The 13,596-nt window shown below is 71.4% G+C and carries 11 protein-coding genes; 6 read left to right on the top strand and 5 right to left on the bottom strand.

All coding sequences use genetic code 11. From position 1 onward, the window contains the following. Positions 1–74: 74 nt before the first annotated feature. On the bottom strand, positions 75–569 hold the full coding sequence (locus IPK24_16950) for a DUF2867 domain-containing protein (GenBank protein MBK8077204.1): 495 nt from the start codon (positions 567–569) through the stop codon (positions 75–77). Positions 570–658: 89 nt separating this feature from the next. Here IPK24_16950 and IPK24_16955 point away from each other — a divergent pair, with 89 nt between their 5' ends. After that, positions 659–1,258 carry a TetR family transcriptional regulator gene (locus tag IPK24_16955; protein ID MBK8077205.1) on the top strand — a complete coding sequence of 200 codons (600 nt, stop codon included), beginning with the start codon at positions 659–661 and terminating at the stop codon, positions 1,256–1,258. A gap of 49 nt (positions 1,259–1,307) precedes the next feature. Here IPK24_16955 and IPK24_16960 read toward each other — a convergent pair whose 3' ends face one another. Both IPK24_16960 and IPK24_16965 read right to left on the bottom strand, forming a co-directional pair. Next, positions 1,308–1,928: a histidine phosphatase family protein gene (locus IPK24_16960; GenBank protein MBK8077206.1), complete on the bottom strand. Its 621-nt coding sequence runs from the start codon at positions 1,926–1,928 to the stop codon at positions 1,308–1,310. After that, on the bottom strand, positions 1,928–2,545 hold the full coding sequence (locus IPK24_16965) for a DsbA family protein (protein MBK8077207.1): 618 nt from the start codon (positions 2,543–2,545) through the stop codon (positions 1,928–1,930). The genes IPK24_16960 and IPK24_16965 overlap by 1 nt, the downstream gene beginning before the upstream one ends. A gap of 198 nt (positions 2,546–2,743) precedes the next feature. Between IPK24_16965 and pepN the strand changes: the two genes are divergently transcribed. Continuing rightward, positions 2,744–5,305, top strand: coding sequence for an aminopeptidase N (gene pepN, locus IPK24_16970; protein MBK8077208.1), 2,562 nt, complete (start codon positions 2,744–2,746; stop codon positions 5,303–5,305). Positions 5,306–5,375: 70 nt separating this feature from the next. Here pepN and IPK24_16975 read toward each other — a convergent pair whose 3' ends face one another. Further along, entirely contained in the window at positions 5,376–6,296 is a 921-nt protein-coding gene (locus IPK24_16975; protein ID MBK8077209.1) for a hypothetical protein, read from the bottom strand. 150 nt (positions 6,297–6,446) lie between these two features. Then, positions 6,447–8,516, bottom strand: coding sequence for a 4-alpha-glucanotransferase (gene malQ, locus IPK24_16980; protein MBK8077210.1), 2,070 nt, complete (start codon positions 8,514–8,516; stop codon positions 6,447–6,449). A gap of 875 nt (positions 8,517–9,391) precedes the next feature. On the opposite strand from malQ, the gene IPK24_16985 reads away from it, so the two are divergent. The 4 genes from IPK24_16985 (at position 9,392) to IPK24_17000 (ending at position 13,484) form a co-directional block, all read left to right on the top strand. Continuing rightward, positions 9,392–11,590, top strand: coding sequence for a S9 family peptidase (locus tag IPK24_16985; protein ID MBK8077211.1), 2,199 nt, complete (start codon positions 9,392–9,394; stop codon positions 11,588–11,590). An 11-nt stretch (positions 11,591–11,601) separates the two neighbouring features. Continuing rightward, positions 11,602–12,516 (top strand): mechanosensitive ion channel family protein, encoded by a 915-nt coding sequence (locus IPK24_16990; protein ID MBK8077212.1) that lies wholly within the window; start codon positions 11,602–11,604, stop codon positions 12,514–12,516. Beyond that, positions 12,452–12,964, top strand: coding sequence for a globin (locus IPK24_16995; protein MBK8077213.1), 513 nt, complete (start codon positions 12,452–12,454; stop codon positions 12,962–12,964). The genes IPK24_16990 and IPK24_16995 overlap by 65 nt, the downstream gene beginning before the upstream one ends. A gap of 124 nt (positions 12,965–13,088) precedes the next feature. Next, positions 13,089–13,484: an STAS domain-containing protein gene (locus IPK24_17000; GenBank protein MBK8077214.1), complete on the top strand. Its 396-nt coding sequence runs from the start codon at positions 13,089–13,091 to the stop codon at positions 13,482–13,484. Positions 13,485–13,596: the final 112 nt, after the last annotated feature.

Raw genomic sequence — 13,596 nt, forward strand, 5'->3', positions numbered from 1 at the left:
CCCCACCAGCCATGATCACCGTTGGATCGCAGTTTGCTCCGGCTCGAGGGGTGCACACTGCGATCCAACAGTGATCATGGTCGAGGGGTGGAGCCGGCTCGCTCGAGCAGTCGGCGCATGATCGCGGTGGTGACGATCGGATGGGCCAGGCGCACCACCGACCAGTAGGCCCGCCCACGCCAGCCGTGGAGCCGCACCACGGTGGTGACACGGACCAATCGGGCGGCGGGATCGATTCCGATGGCGCACCAGAAGTCCAGGTGCCGCTCGGAGGCCGTGATCAAGGCCTCGTTGCCGACCACCTCGTCGACCGCCATGGTGTCGCGAGGCGATGGCCTCACACCGATGAGTGGCACCAACACCTGACGCAGGCCGAGCGCCACCCGGGCCCAGACCGGCAGCCCGGCCGCAGTGAACGCCCGACGTGCCCACCAGGCCGGGTCGTCCGGTGCGCTGTCCGGCAAGGTCATCGCGTAGAGATCGACGTAGTCCGGGTCGGGGCAACGGTCCAGCGCCACGGAGGAGAACGCCGCTGCCGGGGGTCGTGGCTCATCAGTTTTTGAATTCATAACCAAAAACTATTCCAGCGCGAGCTCGTTGTCCACCAGTCCCCCTGCCCGTGCCCTGCCCGATGAACTCGGCATGACACCATGCGGGTGTGGGACGGCCTGCCAGGTACGACGACGATGCCGTCCTGGACGCCGCCCTGGCCGCCGTCGCCCGAACCGGTCGAGCAACGACCGTGGCCGAGGTGGCCGCCGCGATGGGCGGGCGGACCGGGTCGATCTACTACCGCTTCGCCTCGCGCGACGTGCTGCTGATCAGGCTCTGGGTACGCAGTGTGCAGCGGTTTCAGCAGGTGGCCTTCGCCGCCCTGCACGAGGCGCCCGGCCCGGACGACGCCCTGGTCGCCGCCGCCTGCGCGGTGCCGGACTACTGCCGCGGCGCCCCCGACGAGGCCCGAGCACTCACGCTCTACCGGCAGGACCGACTGCTCATCGACTGCCCCGCCGAGCTGCGCCCCGAGGTCGCCTCGCTCAACGACCACCTGCTGCGGCTGATCGACGAGACCGCGACAGCGCGGTACGGGCGGCTGACCCCCGACCTGCGACACCTGACGCGCACCGCGGTGCAATGGCTGCCCTACGGCCTGGTGAGGCCGTTCATCGGCAGCTCCCAGCCGATACCCCCGTGGGTCACCGACGCGGTGGCCGCCGGCGCGAGGTCGGTTCTGGCCGTCGGCGACGCCTGGCCATGATCACCGTTGGATCGCAGTGTGCACCCGCTGAGCCGGTGCAGACTGCGATCTAACGGTGATCATGGTCGAGCGGGGTGGGGGTGGGTGGTGGAGGCGCGTTCCAGCGCAGCAGGGCACGTCGCCCATGGGAGTCGCCGAGGACGCTGATGGTGGCCGTGTCCAGCGGGAACGCCTCGCCGTGCCCGAAGTCCAGGTCGAGCCAGACCAGGGTGAGCGCCCGCAACACGTGAGCGTGCGCAAAGCAGAGCACCCGATCGACCCCGGATGCCTCGGCGCGCTCGATCACCCGGCCCACCCGGGCCCGGACCAGATCGGCGGTCTCACCACCCGGGACGACACCGGTCCAGACCTCCCAGCCGGGCACGTCCTGCTGGACCTGATCGCGGGTCAGGCCCTCGTAGTCGCCGTAGGACCACTCGGCCAGGTCGTCGTCCACCACGACACGGGCCGGGTCGAACCCGGCGAGCTGCGCCGTCCGCTGCGCCCGCCGTCTCGGGCTCGACAACACCAATCCGAAGGCGGCCGGGTCGAGGTGGCCGCACAGCGATGATGCCTGAGCCACCCCGACGTCGGTGAGGTCGAGGTCGGTGACAGAGGTGAGCCGGCGAATCCGCGACCACGCGGTCTCACCGTGGCGCACCAGGTAGAGCTCCGGTGAAGTGAGGGTCATCAGTCGAAGATCGGACCCTGGGTGCGACTGCGCTTGAGCTCGTAGAACCCGGGCACCGAGGCCACGGCCACCGAACCGTCCCACAGCCGCGCCGCCAGCTCGCCCTTGGGCGCCGGGGTGACCACCGGACCGAAGAAGGCCACGCCGTTGACGGCGACCACCGGCGTGCCCACCTCGTCGCCGACCAGGGCCAGCGCCTCGGCCGTGCTGTCGCGCAGCATCTGGTCGAACTCGGAGCTGTGGGCCGCCTCGGCCAGTTCGGGCTTCAGGCCCACCTCGGCGAGTGCCTCGGCGAACACCTCCGGGTAGGTCGCGGCGTCCCCGCGCCCGCCCGGGTGGAACCGGTTGCCCAGGGCCGTGTAGAGCGGCAGCACGACGTCCTGGCCGTGTTCGGCGGCTGCGGCCGCCACCACCCTGACCGGCTGCCAGCCGGTCACCATCAAAGCCTGGTACTTCTCGGACAGGTCACGGCCCTCGTTCAACACCGACAGGCTCATGAAGTGCCAGCGCACGTCGACCGGACGAACCTGGGTCACCTCGAGCATCCAGCGTGAGGTCATCCAGGCCCAGGGGCAGATCGGGTCGAACCAGAAGTCGGCGACGTCGCGGTCACTCATGGGGCCAGGATCTCCTCGAGCGGGTCGAATGGGGCCGGCTGGGCCACCTCGGCAGGATAACCACGCCGCCGACGGGTCCATTCCGGCCTCGAAGACCATCCCGCGTGTCACCTCGGTACGACATCGTTCGGCGACACACCGTCACGACACGTCGACCTCGCCGGGAAGTCGTCCCACCGGCCGTGGCAGGATCGCCTGATGCCGGACGCCAACCTCACCCGCGACGAAGCAGCGGCCCGCGCCGCACTGCTCACGGTCGACAGCTACGCCATCGAGCTCGATCTGACCAGCAGCGAGCGCACCTTCACCTCGCGGACCACGGTGCGGTTCCGCTGCGCCCGGCCCGGGGCGGACACCTTCATCGACCTGATCGCCCCCACGGTGCACGAGGTCACCCTCAATGGACGATCGCTGGACGTGGCGGCGGTCGTCAGTGAGGCGCGCATCGCCCTGCCGGGGCTGGCCGAGGACAACGAACTGACGGTGGTGGCGGATGCCGCCTACATGAACACCGGTGAGGGTCTGCACCGCTTCGTCGACCCGGTCGACAAGGAGGTCTACCTCTACAGCCAGTTCGAGGTGGCCGACGCCCGGCGGGTGTTCACCTGCTTCGACCAGCCCGATCTGAAGGCGACCTTCGCGTGGACGGTGCTCGCGCCGTCCCACTGGCGGGTGCTCTCGGTCTCGCCCAGCCCGCAGCCCGAGCCCGCGCCGTCCGGCTCACCCGACGGCACCGCGGTGTGGCGGTTCGAGCCCACCCCACGGCTGTCGACCTACGTGACCGCGATCGTCGCCGGTCCGTACCACCGGCAGTCCTCGACGATCCGGCTGCGCACCGGCCGCGACCTCGAGCTCGGGGTGCTGTGCCGGGCCACGCTCGCCGAGCACCTGGACGCCGACGAGGTCATGGACATCACCGGTATCGGGTTCGCCCACTTCGAGGCGCTGTACGACTGCGACTACCCGTTCGCCAAGTACGACCAGGTGTTCGTGCCCGAGTTCAACGCCGGAGCGATGGAGAACGCCGGCTGCGTGACCATCCTCGAGGACTACATCTTCCGGTCCAAGCCTGCGCAGGCCACCGTCGAGCGCCGGGCGCTGACGATCCTGCACGAGTTGGCGCACATGTGGTTCGGCGACCTGGTGACCATGCGCTGGTGGGACGACCTGTGGCTCAACGAGTCGTTCGCCGAGTACGCCAGCACCCGGTGCCAGTCCGAGGCCACCCGCTGGCGCACGGCGTGGACCACGTTCCTGTCGAGTGAGAAGTCGTGGGCCTACCGACAGGACCAGCTCAGCTCGACCCACCCGATCGTGGCCGAGATCCGTGACCTGGCCGACGTCGAGCAGAACTTCGACGGCATCACCTACGCCAAGGGTGCCTCGGTGCTCAAACAGCTGGTGCACTGGGTCGGCCAGGATGCCTTCGACGCCGGCTTACGCGCCTACTTCGCCAAGAACGCCTGGGGCAACACGACTCTGGCCGATCTGCTGGCCGAGCTCGAGACCGCCAGTGGCCGCGATCTGTCGGCCTGGTCGACGGCCTGGCTGGAGCGGGCCGGGGTGACCACGTTGCGTCCGGCGGTGACGGTGGACGACGACGGCGTCATCACCGCCGCCGCGGTGCTGCAGGAGGCCCCGCAGTCCCACCCGACGCTGCGCCCGCACCGGCTGGGCATCGGCGGGTACGACGTCATCGACGGTGCCGTGCAACGGGTCTGGCATGTCGAGCAGACCGTGGACGGCGCCCGGACCGAGGTTCCCGAGTTGGTGGGGCGGCCTCGCCCGGACCTGCTGCTGCTGAACGACCACGACCTCGCCTACGCCAAGATCCGGCTGGACGACGCCTCGATGGCCACCGCCATCGGTCACCTCGGCGAGTTCTCGGACTCACTCGCCTCGACCCTGATCTGGGGCGCGGCCTGGGACATGACCCGGGACGGCGAGCTGGCGCCGGGGCGGTTCATCGACCTGGTGCTGGGCAACCTGCTGGCGGTGCCCGACGCCAGCGTGCAGTCGGTGTTGCTGAACCAGCTCTCCTCCACCCTCGCCTTCTATCTGGCCCCCGCCGGCCGCACCGACCGCCGGGACGACGCCACACATCGCCTGCTCGACCTGTTGCGCCAGGCGAAGCCCGGCAGCGACACCCAGTTGCTGCTGGCCCGCTCGTTCGCCCGGCTGGCCCGCCGTGAGGACCACCTGGACGTCATCGACGGCATCCTCGACGGCCGGCGAGCGCTCGACGGTCTGAGCGTCGACACCGACATGCGCTGGACCCTGCTGACCTCCCTGACCACGGCCGGCCGATTCGGCGACCACGAGATCCAGGCCGAACTCGACCGGGACGACACCGCGACCGGCCGGGTGCGCGCGGCGATGGCCACGGCCTCGGCCCCGACCGCACAGGCCAAGCAGGCGGCCTGGGCGAGCGTAGTGGAGTCCGACGAGCTGCCCAACGCCATCCAGGGGGCCACCATCGCCGGCTTCCTGCGGGTACACGACGAGCAGTTGCTGGAGCCGTTCGTCGAGCCGTATTTCGCTGCGCTGGAACGGATCTGGCGCGAGCGAACCAGCGAGATCGCGACCCAGATCGTCGAGGGCCTGTTCCCGGCGCAGCTGGCCAGTGAGGCGTTACTGGTTCGCACCCAACGCTGGCTCGACGAGACCACCACCGCCGAGCCCTCGATGCGCCGCCTGATCGCCGAGGGCCGCGACGGCGTCCAGCGGGCTCTGAAGGTGCAGTCCCGAGACACAGACTGACCCTCGATTGTGTGTGGTCGAACTGGGTTCATAGCCCCAGTTCGACCACACACAATCCATGGCGAGGGTGTCAGGCGGCTCGGGTGCGGGCCAGGTGATGGGCTCTGACCACCTGGTCCATGAAGGCATCCGGGGCCAGTCGCAGGCCGAGGACGGGGATGCGGAGCACCATGCGCCGGTCCAGGGTCACCTCGTTCTGGCGTAAGGCGTCATCGACCGGGTTCAACGCCTGCGCGTGATGCCCGCCGTCGATCTCCACCACCAGGCCCACGTCGGTGAACTCGACGTCGAGGTAGACCCGGCCACCCGGCCCACGACGCACCACCTGACGATCCGGCTCCGGCAGACCACGCTCACGGCAGCGCCGGGCGAAGTCGAGCTCACCCAACGACTGCGCGCCATCGCAGACATCACGCACCACCTGGTCGGGCAGAGCACGGCGCGGACTGTAGATCGTCGCCTCCCACGCCGCGAGCAGCCGGCCGGGCTCGACCAACCGTTGCTGCACCGGCAGACACACCAGCAGCGCTGCGGCGCGGTCGGTCCGAGCCCACTGCGCAGCATGCAGCGTGGCCCACTCGCGTCGCACGCGAGGTAGGCCACCACCACTGACCACCGGAGGCATCCGCCGACGGCGACGCACCCGCACGCCTACCAGCCGCCGCGGCTGAGTACCGGCAGGCACCGACACATCGATCACGTCGGGGTCGAACCCCTTCAGACCGACGGCCAGCAGCGCCGCCGCACCGTCCAGCACCGCGCCTGATCCGCTCTCCCAGACCGCCTGCCACAACAGGCCCTCGCCCTGCACCGGTCCACTACCCGCGATCACGGTGTGCCGTCCCGCCTTGGCCCATCGACCAGCAGCCACCTCGGCACGAACCCCCTGCTCGTCGATGCCCACACGTCGCAGGTCACGGCGATGCACGACACCAGCATGCCGAGCAGCAAGCGGAGCCACGAGCTCAGCCCGACGACGTCGCGGCGGCATCGACTCCACGAGGCCATCCTGCCCAGCCACGCGAGCCAGCGCAGCCGCCAGCCCTCACCCTGTGGACAACGCGCTGCACCAAGGATTGTGTGCGGCAGAACTGACGCCATAGCCCCAGTTCGACCACACACAATCGTGCGGCAGTGATGGCTAGCGGCCGTTGACCGTTCGGGCGAGGGATGCCGAGCGGACGGAGGCCATGACGTCCTCCAGCAGCACGGGCCGGCCGACACCATCGGCCAGGGGCAGCCGCCAGTTCGGGTACTCCTCATCGGTGCCCGGCTGGTTGATGGTGCGTCGATCCCCCACGGCATCGGCCAGGGCGACCCCCAGCAGCTTGGCCGGCGTCCAGGTCAGGTACCGGTGCAGCGCCTCGACCCGTTCGCGCTCGCTCGACTCCTCACCCAGCAGACCGAGTTCGCGCAGCTGTGCCAGCACGGCGGCGCGGTCGGCCTCGTCGACAGCGATCTCCTCGGCCACCGGCCGGGTGAGCAGGCCGAGCCGGTCACGCAGCTCGATGTGCTCACCGGCCAGATAGCCCGCGGTGGGGGGCAGGTCGTGGGTGGTCACCGTGGCCAGGCACAACTCACGCCACGCCTGCGGCCGCAACGGCCGGCCCTCGTGGTCGCGCTCGAACCACAGGATCGAGGTGCCCAACAGGCCCCGCTCGCGCAGGTAGTCCCGCGCCCACGGCTCGACGGTGCCCAGGTCCTCGCCGACCACGAACGCCCCGTTGCGCTGGGCCTCCAGCGCCAGGATGCCGATCAGCGCCTCGTGGTCGTACCGGACATAGGTGCCCGCACCGGCGTGGGTGTCACGCGGAATCCACCACAACCGGAACAACCCGATGATGTGGTCGACCCGCAGCCCACCGGCATGGCGCAGCACCGTGCGCAGCATGTCCCGATACGGCGCATACCCCAACTGCGCCAACCGGTCCGGACGCCACGGCGGCTGACTCCAGTCCTGGCCCTGCTGGTTGAAGGCGTCCGGCGGCGCCCCGACACTCACATCGCCCGCGAGCACGTCGGCCAGTGCCCAGGCGTCCGCGCCGTCCGGGTGGACCCCGACGGCCAGGTCGTGCACGATGCCGATCTGCATGCCGGCCTCGCGCGCCAGGCGCTGGGTGGTGGCCATCTGCTCGTCCAGGCACCACTGCAACCACATGTGGAACTGCACCCGCTCGGCCAGTTCCTCACGCAACTGCGCCACGGCGTGCGAGCGCGCGTCCAGGGCATGCGTCGGCCAGGCGGCCATCGGCAGCCCGTACTGCTCGGCCAGCGCGCACCAGGTGGCGAAGTCGAGCAGACCCTCGCCCTCGCGATCGCAGTACGCCTCGAACGAGGCCTGCCTCGAGCGTGACCGAGGCTGGGCGAAGACGGTCTCGAGGGAGGCTCGTTTGGCCTCCCACACGCCGTCCCGGTCGAGCTCACCCGGGTCACCGTTCAGACCGCGCATCGCCTCGGCCTGCCACTCGATCAGCGCCCGGTCCGTGGACGGCATGTAGGCCACCTCACGGATGTCCTCCACCCGCAGGTAGATCGGGTTGACGAAGCGGCGGGTGGCGGGCAGGTAGGGCGAGGCCTCCATCGGGGGAATCGGCTCCGCGGCGTGCATCGGGTTGACCAGCACGAAGTCGGCACCGTGGTCACGGGCACTCCACGCGGCCAGCTCGGCCAGGTCGGCCAGGTCACCCAGGCCCCAGGAGTACTGCGATCGCACCGAGTACAGCTGGGTCATGAATCCCCAGGCCCGCGAGGTCGCCAGCACGGGCGGCAGGTCGAGGCGCTGCGGCGTGATCACGAGCGGCCGGTCGTCCTCCCCGCCGGGGAAGCGCGCGCGCAATCGGTGCCAGCCCAGCGGCAGATCACCCGGGACGGCGAACTCGGCCTCACCGACCAACCGGCCGTCGATCTCGCGGGGATCGACCCAGTTCTCCTCCTGCGGCAGCGCGAACAGACCACCGTCCTCGAGCTCGACCCACACCTCCACCGGGCTGCCGTGGTCGACGTGCACCAGCACGCGGCCGCGAGAGCCCTGCCGCACCACGAGGACGTCGGGCAACACCTGTCGCCACGGCCGGTCCCTGACCTCGGCGAGCGAGCGGGAGATGGCCGCCTCCGAGGAGGCATCGACGTCCATGGCCGCCAGCACCGACAGGATCGTCGAGCGCGGCACGACCGTGTGACGGCCCTGCCAGTCCCAGAACTCGGTGGCCACGCCATGGGCCTGGGCGAGCTCGACCAGAGCCGGGAACAGCGACTGATCACCCTCGTTCGGCACCGCCGCCCGTCGGGCCCGGGCAGGGGCCGCCGGGGCCTGCGCGGGCTGAACCGCCGAAGCCGGACGCGGGGCAGGCTGCGGGGTGGCCGGAACGGAGGCAGCGGCCGCGGCGGGCGCCTGCGCCGGACGCTGGGCGGCGGCGGGCTGGGCCGGACGGGCCTGCGCCGGCTGGTGAGTCGGCTGGAGCGCCGGTTGCTTGGTGGGTTGCTGAGCCGGACGGACCGCAGCGGCGCGTGGGGCCGCCGGCGCCTTCTCGGCCTGAGGTGCCGCCTGGGGTGCCGCCTGAGGTGCCGCCTGAGGTGCCGCCTGGGGAGCTGCCGCGGGTGCCGCGGTCTTGGCCGGCGCCTTGGCGGGCGCTGGCGCGGGCGCCTTGGCCGAGGCCTTGCTCGCCTGACCGGACGCCGCGGCGTCGCCGCCGGCGGGCGCGGCAGCCGGGCTCTCGCCGTCCGGGGCCGCACCGCCGGCCCGCGCCGGAGCGGGCTTCTGACCGGCCGATTGCTTGCCCGCCGCCCGGTCCGAAACAGTCTCGGACGCGGCGGACCGAGCCTGGGGATCCGGCTCTGGGGCAGCCTGGGGCGCGTGGGCGTCACTCACGCTTGGGCATCCTGCCAGACCCGGCCCCTCCGAGCCGAGCCCGCGGGCATCGTGACAGGGTCCCGGGACCTCAGGTGAAGGCCTCCCGGCGTGAATTGCCGACCCCTGGGAGACGAACAGTCGGCGCATCGCGGGCGTGTCGCCCCGCGACGCCCACGCTGCCCTCGCCTCGCCCCGCCTGCCCGGCAGGGCGATCCGGGGCGCCTACCCTGGCCGCCATGAGCAGTCCTGCCGAACCCGACACCACTGCCCCACGCGACGACATCGTCGAGGTGATCCACGGACGACGCGTCGCCGACCCCTACCGCTGGCTCGAGGATGCCGACGACGAGCGCACCAGGGCCTGGTCGGCGTCCCAGGACGCGCTCTATGCCGAACGGCTGGGTACCTGGACGACCCGGGAGCACTTCGAGACCCGGATCACCCAGCTGCTGGGTGCCGGGATGATCGGGGTGCCGATCTGGCGGGGGGCGCGCCGGTTCCAGATGCGCCGCGAGGCCGGCCAGGAGCACGCCGTCCTGGTCGTGAGCGAGCCCGACACCGGCGAGCGAGTGCTGATCGACCCGATGGTGATCGATCCCACAGGCCTGACGACGTTGGACACCTGGCAGCCCAGCAAGGAGGGCGATCTGCTCGCCTACCAGATCTCGGTCGGCGGCACCGAGGAGAGCGTGCTGCAGGTGATCGACGTGGCCACCGGCGCTGTGGTCGACGGGCCGATCGATCGCGCGCGCTACTCACCCGTGGCGTTCCTGCCGGGCGGCCGGGCCTACTACTACGTCCGCCGGCTGGCCCCCGAGCTGGTGCCCGAGGGGGAGGGCCAGTTCCACCGCCGGGTCTACCTGCACCGGCTGGGCACCGACCCGGCCCAGGACGTCGAGATCTTCGGTGCACAGCAGGACCCGCGCAGCTATTTCGGCGTCGGCCTCTCGCGCGACGGTCGCTGGCTGACCGTGTCGTCCTCGACGGGCACCGCACCACGCAACGACCTGTGGATCGCCGAGATCTCGGCGGCGACGGACCAGGCCGACCCGCAGCTGGGTCACCCGGCGCTCACCGACCCCGCGTGGGTGCCGATCACCGTCGGCCTGGACGCCCAGACCGGCGTCCACATCGGACGCGACGGCCGGCTGTATGTCGCCACCGACCTGGACGCCCCCCGCGGCCGGTTCGCGGTCACCGACCCGCACGATCCGGCGCCACACACCTGGCGCACCCTGCTGATCGGCGGCTCCGACGGGGTGGACGGGGTGGACGGCCCCGACGCGCGGGTGCTGGCCGACACCGCGATCCTGGACGGCGACGAGCTCACCGAGCCGCTGCTGCTGGCCTCCTGGACCCGACACGCCGTCGGCGAACTGACCGTGCACCGCCTCGCCACCGGCGAACAACTGGACGGCGCCCGCGGCCGGGTGGAGCTGCCGGGCCTGGGCACCCTCGGCGGACTCGTGGAACGGCCCGAGGGCGGCCCACAGGTGTGGTTCGGCTACACCGACCACACCACGCCCCAGCACATCCACTGCTACGACGCCCGCACCGGCGAGGTGTCCCTGTTCGCCACCCCGCCCGGGGCCTCGACCGGGCTGGTGGCGCCGAGGGTGGCGGTGCGCACCGACCTGGTGCCCTTCACGTCGGCCGACGGCACCACGGTGCGGATGTTCGTGATCCGCCGCGACGAGCCGGCCGCCCCCGCCGGGCCGGCACCGACGATCCTGTACGGCTACGGCGGCTTCGGGGTATCGCTCACCCCGGGCTATTCGGCGGGCATCCTGGCCTGGGTCGAGGCCGGTGGCGTCTACGCAGTGGCCAACCTGCGCGGCGGCACCGAGGAGGGCGAGGCCTGGCACCGCGACGGGATGCTGGCGCACAAGCACCACGTCTTCGAGGACTTCGAGGCCGCGGCGGAGCACCTGATCGCGGCCGGCGTCACCACCCCCGCTCACCTGGCCATCAGTGGCGGGTCCAACGGTGGCCTGCTGGTCGGGGCCGCGCTCACGCGCCGTCCGGAGCTGTTCCGGGCCGTGGTGTGTTCGGCGCCGCTGCTCGACATGGTGCGCTACGAGAAGTTCGGCCTCGGGTCGACCTGGAACGTCGAGTACGGCTCGGCCGAGCTGGCCGAGGAGTTCGGCTGGCTGATCGGGTACTCGCCCTACCACCAGGTGCGCGAGCACACCGCGTACCCCGCGACGCTGTTCACGGTGTTCGACGGTGACACCCGCGTCGACCCGCTGCACGCCCGCAAGTTGTGCGCGACGCTGCAGTACGCGACGTCCGCCGATCCACGGCAGGCGCCGATCCTGATCCGGGCCGAGAAGGACGTCGGCCACGGTGCCCGGGCCCTGTCGCGCTCGGTGGCGCTGTCGGGCGAGACCATGGCGTTCACCGCGCACCACACCGGATTGACGGTGGCGCCGTGACGACGGCCGGCCTGATCCCGGCACGCTGGCCCTGGAACGGCACCTGGGCCGACCCGCTGTTCGGCGTCCCGCTGCGGATCGTCGCGATCGTGGTGGCCGGGGTGGTGGCCCGCTACCTGGCCCACCGCCTGATCGATCGCATCGTGCGGGGCATTGCCGCCGGCACCGCCGGGCTGGCCCGGTTCGAGGATCGGGTCAGCGTGACGCGCATCGTCGCCGCCCCGCTGCTGATGGAGCGTCGCGAACAGCGCGCCCGCACCACCGCCTCGGTGCTGCAGAGCCTGGCGACGGCGGTGATCAGCACGGTGGTGCTGCTCACCGTGATGGACGTGCTCTCGATCCCGGTGGCACCGCTGCTGGCCAGCGCCGGGATCGTGGGCGTGGCCGTGGGCTTCGGCGCGCAGTCGCTGGTCAAGGACGTGATCAGCGGCCTGTTCATGATCGTCGAGGATCAGTACGGCGTCGGGGACGACGTCGAGCTGGCCGGGGTCAAGGGCGTGGTCGAGGCGGTGGGGCTGCGGGTGACCCGCCTGCGGGCGCACGACGGCACGGTCTGGTACGTGCGCAACGGTGAGGTGCTGCGGGTGGGTAATGCCTCGCAGGGCTGGTCGCACGCCACGCTGGACGTCGCCGTGGCCTACGACGCGGACGTCGAGCGCGCCTCGGACGTGCTGCTCGAGGTGGCCCAGGAGGTGGCGCAACAGCAGGGTCTGGCCGACCGGGTGCTCGACCCGCCCAAGGTGGTCGGGGTGCAGCAGCTCACCGCAGAGGCGGTCGTGTTGCGCCTCGAGGTGCGCACCGAGGCCGAGGCCCAGGACGACGTCGCTCGCGAACTGCGCCGGCGGATCAAGCAGCGGTTCGATGCGGACGGCATCGCCCTGGCCCCGAGCCTCGACCACTCACCGTCCGGCCCCCGGACCCGCTGACCCGCTGACAGCCGCCTCGGTTCACCATGGGGTTCACAATGGAGGGGTGGAGACCCAGGACACCGCGGCCGCGACCAGCTTCTACGAGCTCATCGGCGGCCACGACACCTTCGTGCGGCTGATCGACGCGTTCTACGAGGGCGTCGCCACGGACGAGCTGTTGCGCCCGATGTACCCGGCCGACGACCTCGGCCCGGCCAAGGAACGGCTGCGGATGTTCCTGGAGCAGTACTGGGGCGGCCCCACCACGTACAGCGAGCAACGGGGCCACCCCCGGCTGCGGATGCGTCATGCGCCGTTCCCGGTCGGGCCGGCCGCCCGCGATCACTGGCTCTCGCACATGCGGGTCGCGGTCGACGCGTTGCACCTGCCGCCGCCGCAGGCCGCCGTACTGTGGGACTACCTGGAGCGGGCGGCGATCAGCCTGGTCAATCAGCGCGAGGGCTGAGGCGACCGGTCGACCACTCGACCGGCCGCTCGACCGGCACGGAGGGGGCGATGTGGAGGAGTCCTTCGACACCCGGCGCATCGGGCTGGATCGGCTCTCCCTCGGTCACCCTCGCCGCCACGTCCTGCACACCTATCGCCGCGACGGGTGCCAGGTGGTGGTGCTGCGCGGGGAACTCGATCTCTACACCGGCCCGGCCCTGCGCCGCCTGATGAGAGAGATCGCCCAGAGCGACCCGGTGGCCCGGGTGGTGGTCGACATGACCGAGCTGAGCTTCCTGGACTCCTCGGGTCTCGGGGTTCTGATCGGCGGGCTGCGCCGGCTGCGAGCGAGCGGCGGCAGTATGCACCTGGCCGGATGCCGCGGCCCCGTGCGCGACGTCCTGACCATCACGGGGTTGCACCAGGCCTTCCCGATCCACGACGACCTGCCCCGGGCACTGGCCGCTGCAGCCGGGCTCTCCGGCCCGGCCGGCCCGAGCCATGATGCCGATGACCCGTCACCTTCTACCGGTGTGTAACGAAGAGGCGACCCAGCGCGAATGAACCCCCGGAGGTCAGGACGTCGGTGAAGGGGAGGGGTCTTCACCGCCGTCTTCCTCCGCCCGACGCAACCAGACCCCGACCGGACCC

The organism is Kineosporiaceae bacterium (assembly GCA_016713225.1).
Taxonomy (GTDB): domain Bacteria; phylum Actinomycetota; class Actinomycetes; order Actinomycetales; family Kineosporiaceae; genus JADJPO01.